General features: G+C 65.8%; 17 protein-coding genes. 11 read left to right on the top strand and 6 right to left on the bottom strand.

The window, feature by feature from the left end; genetic code table 11:
- Nucleotides 1-7 precede the first annotated feature (7 nt).
- From QGG75_00865 to QGG75_00845, 5 genes are all read left to right on the top strand, one after another.
- The gene (locus QGG75_00865) at nt 8-1,267 is read left to right on the top strand and encodes a molybdopterin-dependent oxidoreductase (protein MDP6065797.1); all 1,260 of its coding nucleotides are present in this window, start codon (nt 8-10) and stop codon (nt 1,265-1,267) included.
- Between the two features lie 68 nt (nt 1,268-1,335).
- Complete coding sequence (locus tag QGG75_00860; protein MDP6065796.1) at nt 1,336-2,595, top strand: molybdopterin-dependent oxidoreductase; 1,260 nt, start codon at nt 1,336-1,338, stop codon at nt 2,593-2,595.
- Nucleotides 2,596-2,613: 18 nt separating this feature from the next.
- Nucleotides 2,614-3,426 carry an electron transfer flavoprotein subunit beta/FixA family protein gene (locus QGG75_00855; protein MDP6065795.1) on the top strand — a complete coding sequence of 271 codons (813 nt, stop codon included), beginning with the start codon at nt 2,614-2,616 and terminating at the stop codon, nt 3,424-3,426.
- On the top strand, nt 3,423-4,397 hold the full coding sequence (locus tag QGG75_00850) for an electron transfer flavoprotein subunit alpha/FixB family protein (GenBank protein MDP6065794.1): 975 nt from the start codon (nt 3,423-3,425) through the stop codon (nt 4,395-4,397). Before QGG75_00855 ends, QGG75_00850 begins: the two co-directional genes overlap by 4 nt.
- Before the next feature lie 11 nt (nt 4,398-4,408).
- Nucleotides 4,409-5,017 carry a flavin reductase family protein gene (locus QGG75_00845; GenBank protein MDP6065793.1) on the top strand — a complete coding sequence of 203 codons (609 nt, stop codon included), beginning with the start codon at nt 4,409-4,411 and terminating at the stop codon, nt 5,015-5,017.
- Between the two features lie 19 nt (nt 5,018-5,036).
- On the opposite strand, the gene QGG75_00840 is transcribed toward QGG75_00845, so the two are convergent.
- Nucleotides 5,037-5,915, bottom strand: coding sequence for an NAD(P)-dependent oxidoreductase (locus QGG75_00840; protein ID MDP6065792.1), 879 nt, complete (start codon nt 5,913-5,915; stop codon nt 5,037-5,039).
- 2 nt (nt 5,916-5,917) lie between these two features.
- Nucleotides 5,918-6,703 (bottom strand): glutathione S-transferase family protein, encoded by a 786-nt coding sequence (locus QGG75_00835; protein ID MDP6065791.1) that lies wholly within the window; start codon nt 6,701-6,703, stop codon nt 5,918-5,920.
- Between the two features lie 204 nt (nt 6,704-6,907).
- On the opposite strand from QGG75_00835, the gene QGG75_00830 reads away from it, so the two are divergent.
- From QGG75_00830 to QGG75_00820, 3 genes are read left to right on the top strand one after another with little or no spacing between them, the layout of a single operon-like run.
- Nucleotides 6,908-7,930 carry an alpha/beta hydrolase gene (locus QGG75_00830; protein MDP6065790.1) on the top strand — a complete coding sequence of 341 codons (1,023 nt, stop codon included), beginning with the start codon at nt 6,908-6,910 and terminating at the stop codon, nt 7,928-7,930.
- Nucleotides 7,931-7,933: 3 nt separating this feature from the next.
- On the top strand, nt 7,934-8,065 hold the full coding sequence (locus QGG75_00825) for a hypothetical protein (GenBank protein MDP6065789.1): 132 nt from the start codon (nt 7,934-7,936) through the stop codon (nt 8,063-8,065).
- Nucleotides 8,066-8,101: 36 nt separating this feature from the next.
- Complete coding sequence (locus tag QGG75_00820; protein MDP6065788.1) at nt 8,102-9,010, top strand: DMT family transporter; 909 nt, start codon at nt 8,102-8,104, stop codon at nt 9,008-9,010.
- Here QGG75_00820 and QGG75_00815 read toward each other — a convergent pair.
- Entirely contained in the window at nt 9,007-9,981 is a 975-nt protein-coding gene (locus tag QGG75_00815; protein ID MDP6065787.1) for a nitronate monooxygenase family protein, read from the bottom strand. The two genes, QGG75_00820 and QGG75_00815, sit on opposite strands and share 4 nt — an antisense overlap.
- Before the next feature lie 253 nt (nt 9,982-10,234).
- On the opposite strand from QGG75_00815, the gene QGG75_00810 reads away from it, so the two are divergent.
- Both QGG75_00810 and QGG75_00805 read left to right on the top strand, forming a co-directional pair.
- Nucleotides 10,235-11,416 (top strand): glycosyltransferase family 4 protein, encoded by a 1,182-nt coding sequence (locus QGG75_00810; GenBank protein ID MDP6065786.1) that lies wholly within the window; start codon nt 10,235-10,237, stop codon nt 11,414-11,416.
- Nucleotides 11,417-11,526: 110 nt separating this feature from the next.
- Nucleotides 11,527-12,084 carry a thiamine pyrophosphate-dependent enzyme gene (locus QGG75_00805; protein ID MDP6065785.1) on the top strand — a complete coding sequence of 186 codons (558 nt, stop codon included), beginning with the start codon at nt 11,527-11,529 and terminating at the stop codon, nt 12,082-12,084.
- Here QGG75_00805 and QGG75_00800 read toward each other — a convergent pair.
- Nucleotides 11,985-13,643, bottom strand: coding sequence for an AMP-binding protein (locus QGG75_00800; GenBank protein ID MDP6065784.1), 1,659 nt, complete (start codon nt 13,641-13,643; stop codon nt 11,985-11,987). The genes QGG75_00805 and QGG75_00800 overlap by 100 nt on opposite strands.
- A 148-nt stretch (nt 13,644-13,791) precedes the next feature.
- On the opposite strand from QGG75_00800, the gene QGG75_00795 reads away from it, so the two are divergent.
- Entirely contained in the window at nt 13,792-14,652 is an 861-nt protein-coding gene (locus tag QGG75_00795) for an amidohydrolase family protein (protein ID MDP6065783.1), read from the top strand.
- A 285-nt stretch (nt 14,653-14,937) separates the two neighbouring features.
- On the opposite strand, the gene QGG75_00790 is transcribed toward QGG75_00795, so the two are convergent.
- Nucleotides 14,938-15,588: a pyridoxamine 5'-phosphate oxidase family protein gene (locus QGG75_00790; protein ID MDP6065782.1), complete on the bottom strand. Its 651-nt coding sequence runs from the start codon at nt 15,586-15,588 to the stop codon at nt 14,938-14,940.
- Between the two features lie 52 nt (nt 15,589-15,640).
- Nucleotides 15,641-17,173 (bottom strand): M81 family metallopeptidase, encoded by a 1,533-nt coding sequence (locus QGG75_00785; GenBank protein ID MDP6065781.1) that lies wholly within the window; start codon nt 17,171-17,173, stop codon nt 15,641-15,643.
- Nucleotides 17,174-17,295: the final 122 nt, after the last annotated feature.

Below are 17,295 nucleotides of genomic sequence, written 5' to 3'. Positions count from 1 at the left end.
GTTTATCATGCCGAGGAAAGAGATCGAGGGCGAGTTCGTCCATGGCTGGCCCGATCGCAAGCGCCCACGGCCGCAGCTTTTCAAGGACGTCGAGGGACGCGTGGTGGGATCACGGGTGCCCATCCTGGAGCTCGAAGGACTGGTTGCGCCGACCGATACCACCTTCATCCAGGCCCAGGTTCAGATGCCCGAACCGGTGCATCCCGAGGACTACGAATTTTCGGTTTTCGGCGAGGTCGAGAACCCCGGCCAGTGGACGCTCGAAGACGTGCGCAGGCTGCCCGGACGCACTGTGCGCGCGGTCGTCGAATGTGCCGGCAACGATGCCGATTTCTTCGATTACCTGGCCGAGGGCAGCAACATGGCCAGGCCCTCGCTGGAGATCGACCCCGAGGACGAACGCCTGCACTGGCGCCTCGGCGGCCAGGAGCGCGGGCCCATGCCCGAGGCCGAGGAGTTGCTCTCGTCGATTCCCAGCACCTGCCTGGTCTATGGCGGCGAGTGGACCGGCGTGCCGCTCAGTGAACTGCTCGACCGCGTCGGCGTGAAATCCTCCGCCGTGGCCGTTCGCTTCGAGGGCTGGGACGAGGGCCGCCCCGATCCCATCATCATTTACCGTTCCGCCGGCCGCACCGACTTCGAGACCTTCGATCCCGGCGTCATCAACTTCGACAAGGGCCTGCCCATCGCCAAGGCGCTGCATCCCGACACCATCCTGGCCTGGGCCCAGAACGGCGAATGGCTGCAGCACGTGCACGGCGCCCCGCTCCGGCTGGTGGTGCCGGGCTGGGCCGGCAACTGGTGGGTCAAGTGGATCCACAAGATCGAAGTCATGGACCAAATGCCGGACTGCTACCACCAGACCCACTATTTCGTTTCCGGCAAGTCGCCCGATGATCCCGACAAGAAGATGATGACGGCGCTGGGCGTCAAAAGCGTCATCATCGATCCCCAGGAGCACTATTCGCCACTGCCTCGCGGCAGCCACATGGTGCGCGGCCTGGCCTGGAGCGGCGAGGGCGAGATCACGGGCGTCGAGATAAGCCTCGACGGCGGCCAGAGCTGGCAGGACGCACATCTCGAATATTCGCCCGACCGCTGGCTCTGGAAGCGCTGGTCCTATCTCTGGGAGGTCGACCAGCCGGGCGACTACGCCATCATGGCCCGGGCCCGCGACGAGACCGATCGGCTGCAGCCGCAGACCGAATGGAACTTTCTGCGCAAGCACTTCGACGGTATCGTGCCCACTCGGGTGACCATCGAATAGCTTTCTTATATTGGCAGCCAGCCGGGGAGCATCGGCCCATCAGGCCGAAGGTTTGGAGGATTTTGTTTATGCCGAGGAAGGAAATCGAAGGCGAGTTCGTCCGTGGCTGGCCCGATCGCAAACGGGCTCGGCCGCAGATCTTCAAGGACGTGGAAGGACGCGTGGTGTCGACGCGCATGCCGCTGCTGGAGATGGAAGGACTGATCACGCCCACCGATGCCTCCTACATCCTGGCCCAATTGCAGGTGCCCGATCCGGTTCACCCCGAGGACTACGAGTTTTCCGTTTTCGGCGAGGTCGAGAACCCCGGCACCTGGACCCTCGAAGACGTGCGCCGGCTGCCCGGCCGCAGCGTACGCGCGGTCATCGAGTGTGCCGGCAACGATGCCGACTTCTTCGACTACCTCGAGGCGGGCAGCAACATGGCCAAGCCCTCGTTCGAGATCGACCCCGAGGACGAACGCCTGCACTGGAGCCTGAGCGGCAAGGAGAGAGAGGACATGCCCGAGGCCGACGATCTGCAGTCGGCGATCGACATTACCTGCCTGGTCAGCGGCGGCGAATGGACCGGCGTGCCCTTGCACGAGTTGCTCGACCGCGTCGGCCTCAAATCCAATGCCGTGGCCATCCGTTTCGAGGGCTGGGACGAGGGCCGGCCCGATCCCATCTACATCTACCGCTCGGTCGGCCGTACCGACTTCGAGGTCTTCGATCCCGGCATCATCAACTTCGACAAGGGCCTGCCCATCGCAAAGGCCCTGCACCCCGACACCATCCTGGCCTGGGCGCAGAACGGCGAATGGCTGCAGCACCTGCACGGCGCGCCGCTCAGGCTGATCGTGCCGGGCTGGGCCGGCAACTGGTGGGTCAAGTGGATCCACAAGATCGAAGTCATGGACCACATGCCGGACTGCTACCACCAGACCCATTACTTCGTCGACGGCAAGTCGCCCGACGACCCCGACAAGAAGATGATGACGGCGCTGGGCGTCAAAAGCATCATCACCGATCCCCAGGATCACTATTCGCCGCTGCCTCGCGGCAGCCACATGGTGCGCGGCTTGGCCTGGAGCGGCGAGGGCGAGATCACAGGCGTCGAAGTCAGCCTCGACGAAGGCCAAAGCTGGCGGCAGGCGCATGTCGAATATTCGCCCGACCGCTGGCTCTGGAAGCGCTGGTCCTATCTCTGGGAGGTCGACAAGCCGGGTGATTACACCATCCTGGCCCGGGCTCGCGACGAGACCGAACGGATGCAGCCGCAGACCGAATGGAACTTCATGCGCAAGCACTTCGACGGCATCGTGCCCACCCGGATAACCATCGAATAGGCCGGGGTGGAGCGAAGCGTGCACGTCGTCGTCTGCGTCAAGGAGATCCCCGACCCGGAAATCGCCGCCAGCGTCTTCCGGGTCGACGAGGAAGCGTGCCGGGTGATCCCGCTGCCCGGCCTGCCTTTCGTCGTAAACCCCTTCGACGAACAGGCCATCGAAGCGGCGTTGCGCCTGCGCGACGGCGGCACCGAGGCGCGCATTAGTTTGCTTTGCCTGGGAGCCCAATCCGCCCGCGCCATCATCAAGAATGGCCTGGCGCTGGGGGCGGACGAAGCCTTCCTGCTCAGTGACCCGGCCTTCGACGATGGTGACGGCTTCACCACGGCGCTCGCCTTGTCACGGGCCATCGCCAAGATCGGCGATGTCGACCTCGTGCTCGCCGGGCGCCAGGCGGCCGACGGCGATGCCGGCATCGTCGGCAGCGGTATCGCCGAACTGCTGGACCTGCCGGCCGTCACTTTCGCCGGCAGCCTGCTGCTCGACGACGGCAGCCTGGTGGTCGAGCGCGTGCTGGACGACAGCGGCGAGACCGTGGCCACGACGCTGCCGGCGGTCGTCACCATCGCCCACGAACTGGGCCGTGTGCGCCACGCCAGCCTGCGCGAGACCATGAAGGCGGCGCGCAAGCCGATCACGGAATGGACGGCGGCCGATTTGGATTTGTCGGCCGACCAGGTCGGCGCCGCCGGGGCGCGGCGCGTGCTGGAGCGGCTCTACGTTCCCGTCAACGACATCGTCTGCGAATTCATCGGCGGTGACGATGCCGACGGCCAGGCTACGGCGCTGCTCGATCGCTTGCTGGCCGAGCGGGTACTGGAGGCACCATGACGGCAAGCGGTATCCTGGTGGTGGCCGAGGCGGACGAGGGAGAGGCGAGCGCGCTTTCCTTCGAGCTCCTGGGACTTGCCCGCACCCTGGCGCCGGCGCTGGGTGGCGAGGTTACGGCCGTGGTCCTGGGCGCCGAAGTGGGGGGCGCCGCGGCGGCCCTGGCGGCCGGCGGCGCCGATACGGTCATTCAGGTGGAGGCGGATGCCCTCGCGCCCTATCAGGCCGAGGCCTGGCTGCCCGACCTCGCCGCCGTTGCCGGCGAACTGACGCCGGCAGCCATCGTCATCGCTCACACGGCGCAAGGCGCCGATTTGGCACCGCGATTGGCCTTCCGGCTGGGTGCCGGCATCGCCACCGGCTGCATCGCCGCCGAAGTGGCCGAGGGACGCCTCAGGCTGACCCGCCCCTGCTACGGTGGCAACGCCCACGAAGTGCTGTCGTTCAACGCGCCACCGGCCGTCGTCACGGTCAAACCCAAGTGCTTCGAGGCGCCGCCGCCGCACCAGGGCCAGGTGGTGGTGCGCGCGAGCGTGCTGGATCCGGCCTCGGTCCGCACCCAGGTCCGCGACATCAGGCGCGAGGCCGCTGACGGCGTGCGCCTGGAAAGCGCCGACGTGGTGGTGGCCGGCGGCGGCGGCATGCAGGGACCCAAAGCCTTCGACTTGGCCCGCGAGCTGGCCGGGCTCTGGGGCGGCGCCGTCGGCGCCAGCCGCGTCGCCTGCGACCTGGGCTGGTGTCCGCCGGGCTACCAGGTCGGCCTTTCGGGCCGCACCGTGGCGCCCGAGCTTTATCTGGCGCTGGGCATCTCGGGCGCCGGCCAGCACATGGCCGGCTGTGCCAACGCCAAGACCATCGTCGCCATCAATACCGACGCCGAGGCGCCGATCTTCAAGCACGCGCGATTCGGCCTGGTGGCCGATTGCCACGAATTGCTGCCGGCCCTGATTGCCGCGGTCAAGGCCCGAGGCTGAAAGGAATCGCCATGTTCTATGAAACCCACGCCCCCCACGGCCTGCCCCACAACCCCTTCAAGGCCCTGGTGGCGCCCCGGCCCATCGGCTGGATCTCGACGCTGAGCCAGGACGGTGTGGCCAACCTGGCGCCCTACAGCTACTTCAACGCCATCGGCAACGCGCCGCCCATGGTCATGTTCGCGCCCAACGGCCGCGTTGGGGGCCGCCTCAAGGACACGCTGACCAACGTCAGCGAGACCGGCGAATTCGTCGTCAACATCGTCAGCGAGGCCCTCAAGGACGCCATGAACGAAACCGCCCGCCACGTACCGGCGGAAAGCGACGAGTTCGCCCTGGCCGGCCTCACCCCCGAGCCCAGCCGCCTGGTCAAGCCGCCGCGGGTGGCCGAGAGCCCGGCCCATCTCGAATGCCGCCACCACCAGACCATCGAGCTGCCGGCCGACGACGCCGAGGTGCCCCAGTTCATCGTGCTGGGCCAGGTCGTGGGCGTACATATCGACGACGCCGTGCTGCGGGACGGCATGGTCGACATGGCCAAGCTCAGGCCGCTGGCTAGGCTGGGTTACTTCGACTACTCCGTGGTCGATAATTTCTTCAGTATGCCGACCCCGGACTGAGCGGCTCAGCCGCATTTTTTTATTCTTCGACCCCGTCGAGCCTGGCGATCAGGGCGGCGGCGTCGTGCTGGCCTTCGCCCTGTTCGACGATGTCGGCGTAGAAGCCCTTGACCAGTTCCAGGACCGGCAGCTCGAGGCCGAGCCGTGCCGCTTCTTCGAGGCATAAGCCCAGGTCTTTGTCGAGCAGGCTTATGGTGCCGCCGGCGCTGAAATCTCGGCGTTGCATGGTCTGGGCTCGGTTGCCGATCTGGAACGAGGCGGCCGAGCCCTTGGCGATGACCTCGATGACCTTGGCATCGTCGAGGCCGGCGCGCTGGGCGAAGGCCAAACCCTCGGCCAGCGACTGGATGATGCCGCTGGCGCAGATCTGGTTGACCATCTTGGTGAGCTGGCCGGCACCCACCGGCCCCATGTGCTCGAAACCGCGGGCGTAGGGCGCGACGATGGCGCCGGCCCGGGCCACCGCCGCCGCGTTGCCGCCAGCCATGATCGAAAGCACACCGGCCCGGGCCCCCTTGATGCCGCCGGCGATCGGCGCGTCGACGAATTCGATTTTCTGTCCCAAAGCCGCCGCCGCCACCTCGCGCGCCAGTTCAGCCGAGGTCGTGGTGTGGTCGATCAGCAGGCTGCCAGGTGCCATGGCCGCCAGCGCGCCGCCGGGGCCCAGTGCGATCTGGCGCACGTCGTCGTCGCCGCCGACGCAGCTAATGACCACGTCAGCCCCCGCCGCCGCCGCGGCCGGCGAAGCGGCCTGGCCGCCGCCATACTCCGCCACCCAGGCCGCGGCCTTGGCGGCCGTGCGGTTGTAGATCGTCACCGTGTGGCCGGCCTGGGCCAGATGTCCGGCCATGGGGTAGCCCATGGCGCCGAGACCGAGAAATGCGATCGCTTGATTCATGATTAAGCCAGTATTTCCGCCGCCCGGGGCCAGGCAGCCTCGCCCTTTTCCGCCATCAGGTCCAGATCATCCTGCTCCAGCCAGGCGGTAACGGCCTCGGCATAGCTGGCCCGGGCCTGCATCCGGCCGAACCACTCCGCGAGCTGCGGCCGGGCGGCCAGCAGACCCTGGAAGTGCAGTTGCTCGATGCGGCCCAGCGTCGGCGCCAGGGCCAGGTCGGCCAACGATAAACCATCGCCGGCCAGCCAGGGCTGGCGCTCCAGCGCCGATTCCATGTCGGCAAACAGCCGTTTGATGCGCCCCAGCGCGGCGGCAAAGAGCGGGCTTTCCATGCCCTCGAGGATCTGTTCGCGCTTGCGCGCCCGGCGCGCCGGATCGGGCATCCGTTGCAGCCGCGCCTCGTCCAACCCGCCGGCCCCGTCGAGAAAAAGATAACGAAACGCCACGGCGTTGCTCAGCGTGCTGGTGGCGCCGTGTACCCCTTCGTCCAACTGCTTGGTCCAAAGCCGCATGGCAGCCCGTTCAGCGGCGCCGCCGGGCTTCAGGGCCGGCTCCGGAAAGGCCTCGTCGAGGTATTCCATGATCACCGAGGATTCGATGATCACCCGGCCCCCATCGACCAGCGTCGGCACCACGCCGCCCGGATTGAGAGCCAGGTATTCCGGCCGCTGCTGCTCGCCCCGCCAAAGATCAAGATGCTGCCCCTGCCACTCGAGCCCCTTCTCGGCCAGCACCAGCCGGACCTTCTGGGAGCACGTCGAGAGCCCGTTGTGGTGCAGTTCGATCACGCCTGAGCCGCTCGCGGTTTCGGGGTCAACGACGATCTTATCCCGAGTTTCGGGGACAGGGACCTAATTCGGCCCCGAGGGGGAGTTTCGGGGACAGGGACCTATCTCGACCCCGAGGGGGAGTTTCGGGGACAGAGTTTCGGGGACAGGGACCTAATTAGGAGCGGGGACGTATTTGCGAGCGAAGCGGCGTACAATCCGCTGATGAAGAAAATAATCGTGCTCTACCGGCTTTTGCTGACGCGACTGCCGGAAACCCTGATGGCGATCTATTACGCTGGCCGCCGCCAGAGACTCGGCCCTCGCGTCATGGACCCCAAGGCCCAGGCCGTGGGCATCTTCGCCAACACGCTGCGCGTGCCAGGCGAGATCCCCGTGGTCGAGGTAACCCGGGCCCAGGTGCGCCAGATCACCAAGATCTTCGACGAGCCTTGCCCGGCGTTGGCGAAAAAAAGCGATTTCACGGTCGGCGGCGGTGCCGGTGATCTAGCGGCGCGGCTCTATTGCGATACCGCAGAGCCCGCCGGCCTGCCGATATTGATTTATTTCCACGGCGGCGGCTGGGTGCAGGGCGACCTCGAGACCCACGACGGCATCGCCGGCAAGCTGGCCAAGTGGGCCGGCTGCATCGTCATCGCGGTGGATTACCGGTTAGCCCCCGAACACCCCTTCCCGGCCGCCGTCGAGGACGGCCTGGCGGCCTACCGCTGGGTGCGTGAGCACGCCACCGAGCTCGGCGGCGACCCGGCCCGCGTCGGCGTCAGCGGCGACAGCGCCGGGGCCACGCTCTCGGCCGTCATCTGCCAGCAAACCGCCCCCGAGGGGCGCCCGGCGCTGCAAGCGCTGATCTACCCCGCCTCCGACGCCCGCATGGACACGCCCTCGATCCGCGAGCTCGAAGACGCCTACATCATCCCCCTGGACCGCATGCTGTGGTACCGCGAGACCTACCTGGCCGGCTTCGAGGATCTCGAAGACCTGCGCCTCTCGCCGCTCTTGGCGCCGGACCTGAGCGCCCAGCCCAAAACCTACGTCGTGACCGCCGGGTTCGATCCCTTGCGCGACGAGGGTGAGGCGTATGCCGAGGCGCTAAAGACCGCCGGCAACGACGTCACCCAGCGGGAATTCCCGGGCCAGATCCACGCTTTCGTTTCGCTGACCAAGGTCATTCCGCAGGGGAACGAGTGCATTCGGGAAGTTGCGGGGTGGTTGCGTGGGGCGTGGTGAGGGGTGGCTAGGCTGCACAAAAGAAAGATTGCCTTCCTCAGGGCCAGTTACTGGGTTGGCGCCGTCGCCGACGCCATCGTCGGGGTTCGCATGCTGATGCCCGAGAAGATGGGCCAAGCGCGGGACATCGACTAGCCCCGGCGGCGCCAAGCGTAGTTCGAGGTTGACGGGGTGACAGAGCGTAAGCCGGAAAAAACGGGCCCTAGGCCGCTCTGGCTGGTGCTGGCGCCGGGCATCTTTCTGCTTTTCTGGTCGGGCGGCTTCACCTTCGCCAAGATGGGCTTGGCCCACGCCGAGCCCATCACCTTTCTTGCCATCCGCTACATGATCGTGCTGGCGCTGCTGCTGCCGCTGGCGCTGGTGCTGCGGCCGCCGCTGCCCAAAAAGAGAGCCGAATGGCTCCATTTGGCGGTCGTTGGCCTGCTGATCCAGGCGCTTTATTTCGGGCTTTCCTATTGGTCCTTGAAGCTCGGCATCTCGGCCGGTGGCATGGCCTTGATCCTTTCGCTGCAGCCCGTCCTGGTGGCCGTGCTGGCGCCCTGGCTGGCAGCCGAAAGGATTGGCGTTTGGCGCTGGGTCGGCTTCGGCTTCGGTTTCCTGGGTGCGGCCCTGGTGATCGTGGCACGGTCCGAAATCGCGGCGGCTTCGGTGCTGGCACTGGTCTGCGCCTTCGTAGCCCTAGCCGGCATCACTGCCGGCACGCTTTACGAAAAGAAATTCGGCCGGCCGCACCATCCCGTGACCTCCAATCTGGTGCAGTACGCGGTCGGCCTGGCGGCCATTCTGCCGCTGGCTTTGTTGACCGAGTCGTTTGGCGTCAACTGGACGGGCGAGCTGGCGATATCGCTCGCCTACCTGGTCATCGCCAACTCGCTGATCTCGGTGACGCTGCTGCTGCTCATGGTGCGGCGCGGCGAGATCTCTCGGGTCTCGGCACTCTTTTTCATGGTGCCGCCGACGGCCGCCCTGATCGCCTGGCTGGTGCTCGACGAAGGCATGCCGCCGCTGGCGCTCGTCGGCATGGCCTGCGCCACCGTCGGCGTCGCCATCGCCAGCCGCCCCACGCCGCGCCTGCGTTAGCCCAAAAAACCCTCCAGGCGTTTTTGGATCAGGGCTTCGGCCTCGCTCATGATGCGCTCGATCAGTTCCTGGCAGGTCGGCACATCGTCGATCAGGCCGGCCACCATGCCGCACGACCAGGCGCCGGATTCGGTTTCGCCGTCCATCATCACCCGGGGGTAGACGCCGGCAACCTCGGCCATGACGTCCTTGAATTGGATGTCCTTGCCGAGCTCACGCTCCTTCTCCAATAGGCGCTCGACGGTGGGATTAGTCAAGACGCGCTCGGTGTTGCGCAAGGGCCGCATGACGAGGCGCGTATCGAGCTCGCTGGCGTCCAAAATCGCCTGTTTCACCTTGTCGTGCACCGGCGCTTCCTTGGTGGCGATGAAACGCGTGCCCATGTTCATGCCCTCGGCGCCCATGGCCAGCGCCGCCACCAGCGAACGGGCATCGGCCATGCCGCCCGAGGCGATGAAGGGGATCTTCAGTTCGTCCGCCGCCCGGGGCAGCAGGATCATGTTGGGAATGTCGTCCTCGCCCGGGTGGCCGCCGCATTCGAAACCGTCCACCGATACGGCGTCGCAGCCCACCGCCTCGGCCTTCAGCGAATGGCGGACCGAGGTGCATTTGTGGACCACCTTGATGTCGTTTTCCTTGAACATGGGCATCCATTTCTGGGGGTTGTTGCCCGCCGTCTCGACGACTTTCACGCCGCCATCGATGATGGCCTGGACGTAGCCGGGATAATCAGGCGCGTCGATGACCGGCAGAAAGGTGACGTTGACGCCGAAGGGTTTCGAGGTCATCTCGCGGCAGCGCGCGATCTCGCTGGCCAGATCGTCGGGCGTCTTCTGGGTCAGCGCCGTGATGATGCCCAAGCCCCCGGCGTTGGAAACCGCGGCCGCCAGTTCGGCGAAGCCGACGTAGTGCATGCCGCCCTGAACGATGGGGTGTTCGATGCCGAGAAGTTCGGTGATGCGTGTCTTCATGGTGATTTTTCCTCTCCAGCGCCGGCCCAGGCGAAGGGGGCCCCGCCCGCTGCCGTTCGTTATTGAATTCCTTAGTCGCAGTTAATCGGATTGCCCGTGGATTGCAACAAATCGCTTGATATCGATAGGCGCCCTTGGCATCTGGTGGCCGAGCCCCGATGCCGTTACTCTTTTGCCTCGCCTCCGCCGGTTCCGACCGCCGGCTCGGGAAATCGCCCTTTCCCGGATTTCCGCCCCTCTCGAGAGGCCGCCCATGGATCGTACCCCTGTCTTGCTGTTCGTCGTCAACGAGCCCTACTTTTTCGTCTCGCACCGCATGCCCCTCGCCCTCGCCGCCCGCCAGGCGGGCTACCGGGTTCACATCGCCGCCCCCGACGAGAACGCGTGGGCGCCGAAGGGCTTTGCGGCGCGTTCTTATTTCGAAAAATTCGATCTCGCCTACCACGACATTCCGCTCTCACGGCGTGGCACCAACCCGCTCAAGGAGCTCTCGACCATCGCCGCGCTCCTTGCCCTCTATCGGCGCCTCAGGCCCGACATCGTGCATCACATTTCGGCCAAGGCGGTGCTTTACGGCGGCCTGGCGGCGCGGCTCCTGAACGTTCCCGCGGTGGTCAACGCCTTTCCCGGACTGGGCCATCATTTCATCAACTCGGGCCTGCGGGCGAGACTGTTTCGCTGGGCCCTGGTGCGGGGCTACCGATTGTCCAGCCGGCGGCCCAATGCCCGGGTCATCGTCCAGAACCCGGACAACGCCCTGGCGCTGGAGCGCTTCGGCGTGGCACCGCGCGAGCAAATGGTGCTCACCCGCGGCTCAGGGGTCTCGCTAGACGAGTTTCCCGCCGCGCCCTTCGCCGAGGGACCGGCACTGGTGGTGCTGCCGGCCCGAATGATCTGGGAAAAGGGCATCGGCACCTTCGTAGAGGTCGCCCGCGGCCTCAAGAACGCCGGCGTCGAGGCGCGCTTCGCCCTGGTCGGCAACACCCATCCCAGCAATCCCCAGGCCGTGCCGGAAGCCCGCCTTCGCGAATGGCACCAGGAGGGCGTGGTCGAATGGTGGGGCCGGCGCGACGACATGTCTGCGGTTTTTGCCGCCGCCCGGGTGATCTGCCTGCCCTCGGAATACGGCGAGGGCATACCCAAGGCGCTGCTGGAAGCGGCGGCCTCGGGCCGGCCCATCGTAACCTACGACGCCCCGGGCTGCCGCGAGGCGGTGCGCGACGGCTTGAGCGGCATCCTGGTTCCCCTGGGCGACCGCAAGGCGCTGGCCGGGGCGCTCAGGCGCCTGATCGAGGACCCGCCATTGTGCCAGCGCCTGGGCGCCGAAGCGCGAGCCCTGGCGGAAACCGAATTCAGCGTCGAACGGGTGGTCGCTCTGACCATCGAGATCTATCGCGAACTGGCACCGGTCGATACGCCGGCGCCGGCGCTTTGATCGTGAACTCTCCGCCGCTCGGGTGGATTGGCCCCGGGATGTTGGTTCGAGCAAAGCTTTTGTGCTAGCGTCCGGCCCCCGGCCAACCAGAGATTCCTGCTGAAATACCAATGACAGATACGAGATTGGAGCGCCCTCGATCAACGCACGACGGCCCGGCGGCGGGACCCTACGCGGACGAGGTGCGAACCGCGTTTCTGATTCGCAAGGCCGAGCACCGTCTCCTGGAGCTCTTCGCAGAGGGAAAACTGTTCGGCACCGTGCATACCGCGGTGGGCCAGGAATTCGTAGGCGTTGCCGTTGCCAGGGCCCTCGAGGCGGCCGACTACGTCTTTTCCAACCATCGCTGCCACGGCCATTTCCTGGCCTATTGCGGCAATCTGGTGGGCCTGATCGCGGAAATCATGGGCAAGTCGACCGGCGCTTGCGCCGGCCGCGGCGGCAGTCAGCACCTGCACTACCAGCGCTTTTCCTCGAACGGCATCCAGGGCGGCATCGTGCCCATCTCGCTGGGCCTGGCGATGGCCCAGGAACTCGAGGACAGCACCCGCCGCCCAGAATCCCCCCATCAGGCGCCAGCGTCACCGCTCCCCTCGGCCGCCAGTTTATCGGCAATCCGGTCGCGCAGCACGTTGCGCAGGATCTTACCGACCGGGCTCATGGGATAGCTATCAACCACCTCCAGGCGTTCAGGCAGCTTGAACTTGGCGATCTGCTTGGTCATCAGGAATTCCACCAGCTCCGCAAGATCCAAATCCTGTCCGGCATGCAAGGTCACGAAGGCGCAGGCCTTTTCGCCGTAGACCTCGTCGGGCATGGCGACGAGGACCACGTTTTCGATCTTGGGGTTGTCCAAAATCAGGTCCTCGATTTCGTCGCAGCTGATCTTTTCGCCGCCCCGGTTGATCAGGTCCTTCTTGCGCCCCTCGGTGTAGACGTAGGCGCCCAGGCGCTTGACCACGTCGCCCATGCGGTAGAAGCCCTCGGCCGTGAAGGCGGCGGCGTTGGCTTCGGCGTTGTTGTAATAGCCGTGGATGGTGTAGGGGCCGCGGCCCAGCAACTCTCCGCTCTGGCCTTCCGGGACCTCGTTGCCCTCGTCGTCGACCACACGGATCTCGTCGTCGGCGGCCAAGGGCAGGCCCGAACTTTCCAGTACCTGTTCCTCGGCGGCACCGAAGGGCACCAGATGGCCGAGGCCCTCGGCCGTGCCATAGGCTTCCTGGTAGAAACAGCCCAGCAGCTCGCGGACCTGGCGGCGGAGTTCAGGCAGCAACCGGGCGCCGCCGCATTGCAGCACCTCGAATGATCGCAGATCATATTTTTCCCTGGCCTCCGACCTTAGCCAGCCCGAGACCAACGGCGGCGTCACCGCGGTGATGGTCACGCCTTCGGATTCGATCAGCGAAAAGAAGGTCTCGGGCTCGAGGTCCGGGGCCAGCACCATGCGGCCGCCGGTCCACAGCGTACCCAGCAGGCCGGGCGAGCCCAGGGGGAAATTGTGGCCCATGGGCAGAAGTGCCAGATAGACCGAGCGCGAACTGATCTCGGCCCGGCTGCAACAAAGCCGCAGGTAGCAGAAATAATCCTCGTGCGTGCGCGGGATCAGCTTGGGCAGCGCCGTGGTGCCGCCCGAGAGCAGCATCAGCGCCACTTCGCCGGGATCGGGCTGGCGGGCCGTCAGCAGCTCGGCCACATCGTCGCCGACGGGCCGGTCCAGCAGCTCCTTGATCGAGATTTGGCCCGGGCCCGCCTCGCCGGCCACGATAACGTGTTCGAGGTTGGCGTTCTCGGCCTGCATCTCGGCTGCCATTTCTCGGTAGTCGAAATCGCCGATGGCGTCGGGGCCGATGTAGCCCACGGCCCCTGAATGGCTCAGGAAATGGCGGATTTCGTTGTGCCGGTGGGGCCTCAGCGCCATCACCGGGATGACGCCTATTTTTTGCAGGGCATAGAAGACGAAAACGAATTCGGGGATGTTGGGAAGCTGCATCACCACCCGGTCACGAGGCGCGAGGCCCAGCCCGGCCAGCTGGTAGGCCAGGCGATCGACGGTGTCGCGCAGCTCGGCATAGGTATAGCGCTCGGCGCCATGGCTCAGCGCCTCGCGCTCGGCGAACTCGACGACGGCCTTGTCCAGCCCCTGCCCCAACGTCAGGCCGAGCCAGTAGCCCTGACGCCGGTAGCGCTCGGCAAAAGCCTCGGGAAACGGCGTGCAACCCTCCAGCATCTCCGGCCTCCCATATTTGCCGACATCGCGGCGATTGATATTAACGCTTTCGGGGATTTTCGAGAGCCAGGAAAATGCGGGCCAGGGGAATTGATTTCCCGCACAATACGGGCGGACTCCCTATCCACCAGGTGGAGGAATGGAATCAATGGCGATTATCGACGCGCAAGTCCACGCCTATGAACGGGATCACCCGGGGCGGCCCTGGATCGCGGTTCTCCCCGGTCCCCCGGAGGTAACGGGCGATGACCTGGTGGCGGCGATGGACGCCGTGGGTGTCGACGGCGCCCTGCTGACCTCGGCCTGGACCATGTACCGCTACGACGCCAGCTACGCGGTTTCGGTCGAGGCGGTTCACCCCGGCCGCTTTGGCTTGGTCAAGCCGGTCGATCCCAGCGATCCCACCGTGGCCGAAACCATAGCGGACTGGGCCACCAAGGAAGCCGCGGTGGCGATCCGCATCATGCTGGTTCCCGGGATTGCCAAGGATGCCGATGCCGCCACCGACCCCGACGATCCGGCTGTCAGCCGCGTTCTCGAGACCGCAGCGCAGCATTCGCTGCCGGTCAACCTGCTCTGCTGGGGCCGCGTGCAAGAGGTGGCAAAGCTTGCCGCCAAGCACCCCCAGACCATGTTGATCATCGATCACATGGGGCTCCAGCAACCGTTCCATCCGCCGGCCCCGGCGGAGCCATTTGCCGACCTTCCCCGGCTTTTGGAATTGGCCCCATTGGATAACGTCGCCGTCAAGATCAGCGGCGCCTGCACGCTATCCCACCAGCCCTTCCCCTACCCCGATATCTGGGATCCGCTGGCCCGCATCTTCGACACCTTCGGATTCGATCGCTGCATGTGGGGCACCGACTGGACCCGGGCCGTCAATCTGCTGACCTTTGAGCAGGGGGTGGAGGCCTTTCGCCTCAGCGACCGCTTGTCGGAGGCCGAGCGCGGGGATCTCATGGGCCGGACTCTGGAGCGTATTTACGGCTGGTCGCCGACGGAAAAGTGAGTCGCGGGCCGGCTTAGCCCGCATTTCTCACCGGGTCACGGCCTGCGTCGCCCCCAGGTGATGCGATCCGGAAGGAAAAGATCGATGAGCGTAGCGGGACTACGCTCTTCGATCTTTTCCGTAGCGGGCGCGCGGCTGGGGGCGACCCTTCGGGCGTCGCTGTGGCGCCGAAAGGGTGCATAGCTGTGCTTGCCCGATGTCCCACATCGCGCGGCGCAGCGCTCCTACCCTGTCGACGCCACAGCGACGCGCAGGCCATGACCCGGTGAGAAATGCGAGCTAGCGTCAGGTGTCGTCCTGGGGCAGGTATCCGGGTGCCTCGACGCCGGCCGCCAGGCGTGGGTCGCTGATGGGGGCGTCGCGCACCTGGCGCAGCGGCACCTCGCCGGCCCAGACGTCGAGGGCATAATCCTCCTCGTCGTCGGCCGGCGGGCCGCTGCGGAGCTTGGCCGAGGCCTCGTCGAGCGACATCACCAGGACCTTGGTGATCTTCATCTCGGAGGCATTGGGCGGCCGCACCTCGGCCCAGCGGCCGGGCGCCAGGTGTTCCAGCAAGGCTTTCAGGGCGGCCAGCTTTTCCGCCTCGTCCTCGACCAGGCGGGCCCGGCCGAAGATCATGGCCGAGCGAAAATTCATGCCGTGGTGCATGGCCGAGCGGGCAAAGACCAGGCCGTCCAAGAGCGTCACCGAGACACAGAGATCGGCGCCGGCCTCCATGATCCTGATGCGGCGGCCGGCGCTGGAGCCGTGGAAATAGAGGTTGTCGCCCACCCGCCAGTGGTTGACCGGCGTGACGAAGGGCTGGCCGTTAGCCACGAAGCCCACTTGGCTGATCAGGGCCTCGTCGAGGATGGCGTAGATCTCGTCACGCTTGTAACAGGCCTTCTTGGGCGCCCGGACGACGGTCGAGCGCTTGGTGCGAACAAATTCGGACATTCTTTTTCCCTTACAAAGCCTCTGGCACTCTGGCCGAACTCACCTCCCGCGCTCAACTTCTAGCCATATCGGCCGGGCTGATTTCGAAATCATCGAGCGGCCATATCGGGCGGCGGATTTTCTCCCAGGGGAACTGGGCGAAATCGAAACTGAAGATGCCGCCGGCGTCCGGATAAAGCAAACCGCGGCTAATCGGTTCCAAATCCGCCCGCATGTGGTTGAAGGCCTTGCTGACGATCAGGTTCATGCTTTCGGGCTCGAGGCCAAAGAGGCGCAGTTGCTCGCGGTCGTGGATCTGGGTGGGCAGCGAGCAAACGATGACGTTGATACCGCCGATATCCAGCATGGCGCTCTTGCCCAGCGTACCTGGCTGGCCCTGGTGGAAGGGCCCCTTGTGCATGAACTTGCCGTCCGACAAAGCCAACACCTTGGCCCGGGCCTCGAGCGGCCCGCCACCCATGCTGGGATCAGACTTGCCGCCAAGCGCTACGTCGATCTCGGCGCCGACACCGGCCGCGTGGACTTGCTCGACCGTTTCGATATCGAACACGGGGGCGAACACGGCGTTGGGGACCTGGCGTTCGATCATGGCGGCCAAAAAGGCCGTGGTGTCGCCGTAGGCACCGGCATAGGGGCAGTCGCTGAAATCCCCCAGCAGGAAGGGCTTGGGCTCGTTCGAGGTGCGATCCACCACGTCCAGGGCCTCGTCGATGGAGACGATGGTGATGGTCAAGACGTCGCGGGTGCGCCAGATCTCGGCCCCGAATTCATCCAGATAATCATTCACCTTGTCGGACGGCCCATCCATCACCAGCACGGCCGAGGGGCCGGTCCAGGGTTGGTCAGCGAAAGGAAAACTGGCCATGAAGCTGGCGTCCAGAAGCTGGGGATCATCAGCCTGTATTTCCTTTGCCCGGTCCAGCATGGCGAAAAGCGGGGCGTGGGGCACGGTGCTGCGGCCGTGGTCGATGCCGGTCACCAGGGGCGGGTGGATCGAGTGGCACTCGGGCTTTATCTCGCCCCGCAAGGTCCGCGCCATGAGCGAGGCGACGCGGAACGAGGTGTTGCGCACATCGATGTGGGGGGCGGTATGGAAGCCGCAAATGATGTCGCAATCGCGGACGAACTGGGGCGAAAGGTTGGAATGGAGATCGAGGGTGACGCCGATCGGCACCTGGCTACCGACGATCTCGCGGATGCGGGCCACCAGGTCGCCCTCGGGGTCGTCCAGATGTTCGCAGGCCATGCCGCCGTGCATGGGCATCAAGATGCCGTCGAAGGGGCCCTCGGCGCGAAGTTGTTTCTCGATCCGGCCCCTGAGGTGTTCGAAAGTCGCCTCGTCGACCGGGCCGGCCGGGTAGGCGAAGCCGGCGACACCGGTTACCAGTTCCCAACCTTCCCTCTCCGCCACGTCCAGATACCCGCCGATATAGTTGTCGCCCTCACGAAAGCGGCTGAGGTCTTCGTGTTCGTGGGTAAAGAAAAGCCCACGTTCGGTGAAGTCCTCGAGGATCGTCGGCTTTTTGTTGAAGCCGTGGGATTCGGTGGCGATACCGCAGATGAATAGGCGTTTGGCGGTGGACATGATCAACCTCACGGGTTGGGGTCGGGTAATGCGGGCTAGGCATAGAGTAAAAAAAAAGGGCCGCCGCGGCGACCCTTTTTGCTGGCTGTTTCCCGGTCCCCCTAACGTTTCGAGAACTGGAA

The sequence above is a fragment of the Alphaproteobacteria bacterium genome (genome assembly GCA_030740435.1).
GTDB lineage: Bacteria > Pseudomonadota > Alphaproteobacteria > UBA2966 > UBA2966.
The sequence above is the reverse complement of the archived record's forward strand: the minus strand, read 5'-3'. Positions and strand labels throughout refer to the sequence as shown.

Bases quoted from the DNA above. Each gene is read 5' to 3' on its own strand.
- QGG75_00865 (MDP6065797.1), top strand. From the start codon at position 8: ATGCCGAGGAAAGAGATCGAGGGCGAGTTCGTCCATGGCTGGCCCGAT.
- QGG75_00860 (MDP6065796.1), top strand. From the start codon at position 1,336: ATGCCGAGGAAGGAAATCGAAGGCGAGTTCGTCCGTGGCTGGCCCGAT.
- QGG75_00850 (MDP6065794.1), top strand. From the start codon at position 3,423: ATGACGGCAAGCGGTATCCTGGTGGTGGCCGAGGCGGACGAGGGAGAG.
- QGG75_00845 (MDP6065793.1), top strand. From the start codon at position 4,409: ATGTTCTATGAAACCCACGCCCCCCACGGCCTGCCCCACAACCCCTTC.
- QGG75_00840 (MDP6065792.1), bottom strand. From the start codon at position 5,915: ATGAATCAAGCGATCGCATTTCTCGGTCTCGGCGCCATGGGCTACCCC.
- QGG75_00830 (MDP6065790.1), top strand. From the start codon at position 6,908: ATGAAGAAAATAATCGTGCTCTACCGGCTTTTGCTGACGCGACTGCCG.
- QGG75_00815 (MDP6065787.1), bottom strand. From the start codon at position 9,981: ATGAAGACACGCATCACCGAACTTCTCGGCATCGAACACCCCATCGTT.
- QGG75_00810 (MDP6065786.1), top strand. From the start codon at position 10,235: ATGGATCGTACCCCTGTCTTGCTGTTCGTCGTCAACGAGCCCTACTTT.
- QGG75_00805 (MDP6065785.1), top strand. From the start codon at position 11,527: ATGACAGATACGAGATTGGAGCGCCCTCGATCAACGCACGACGGCCCG.
- QGG75_00800 (MDP6065784.1), bottom strand. From the start codon at position 13,643: ATGCTGGAGGGTTGCACGCCGTTTCCCGAGGCTTTTGCCGAGCGCTAC.
- QGG75_00795 (MDP6065783.1), top strand. From the start codon at position 13,792: ATGGCGATTATCGACGCGCAAGTCCACGCCTATGAACGGGATCACCCG.
- QGG75_00790 (MDP6065782.1), bottom strand. From the start codon at position 15,588: ATGTCCGAATTTGTTCGCACCAAGCGCTCGACCGTCGTCCGGGCGCCC.
- QGG75_00785 (MDP6065781.1), bottom strand. From the start codon at position 17,173: ATGTCCACCGCCAAACGCCTATTCATCTGCGGTATCGCCACCGAATCC.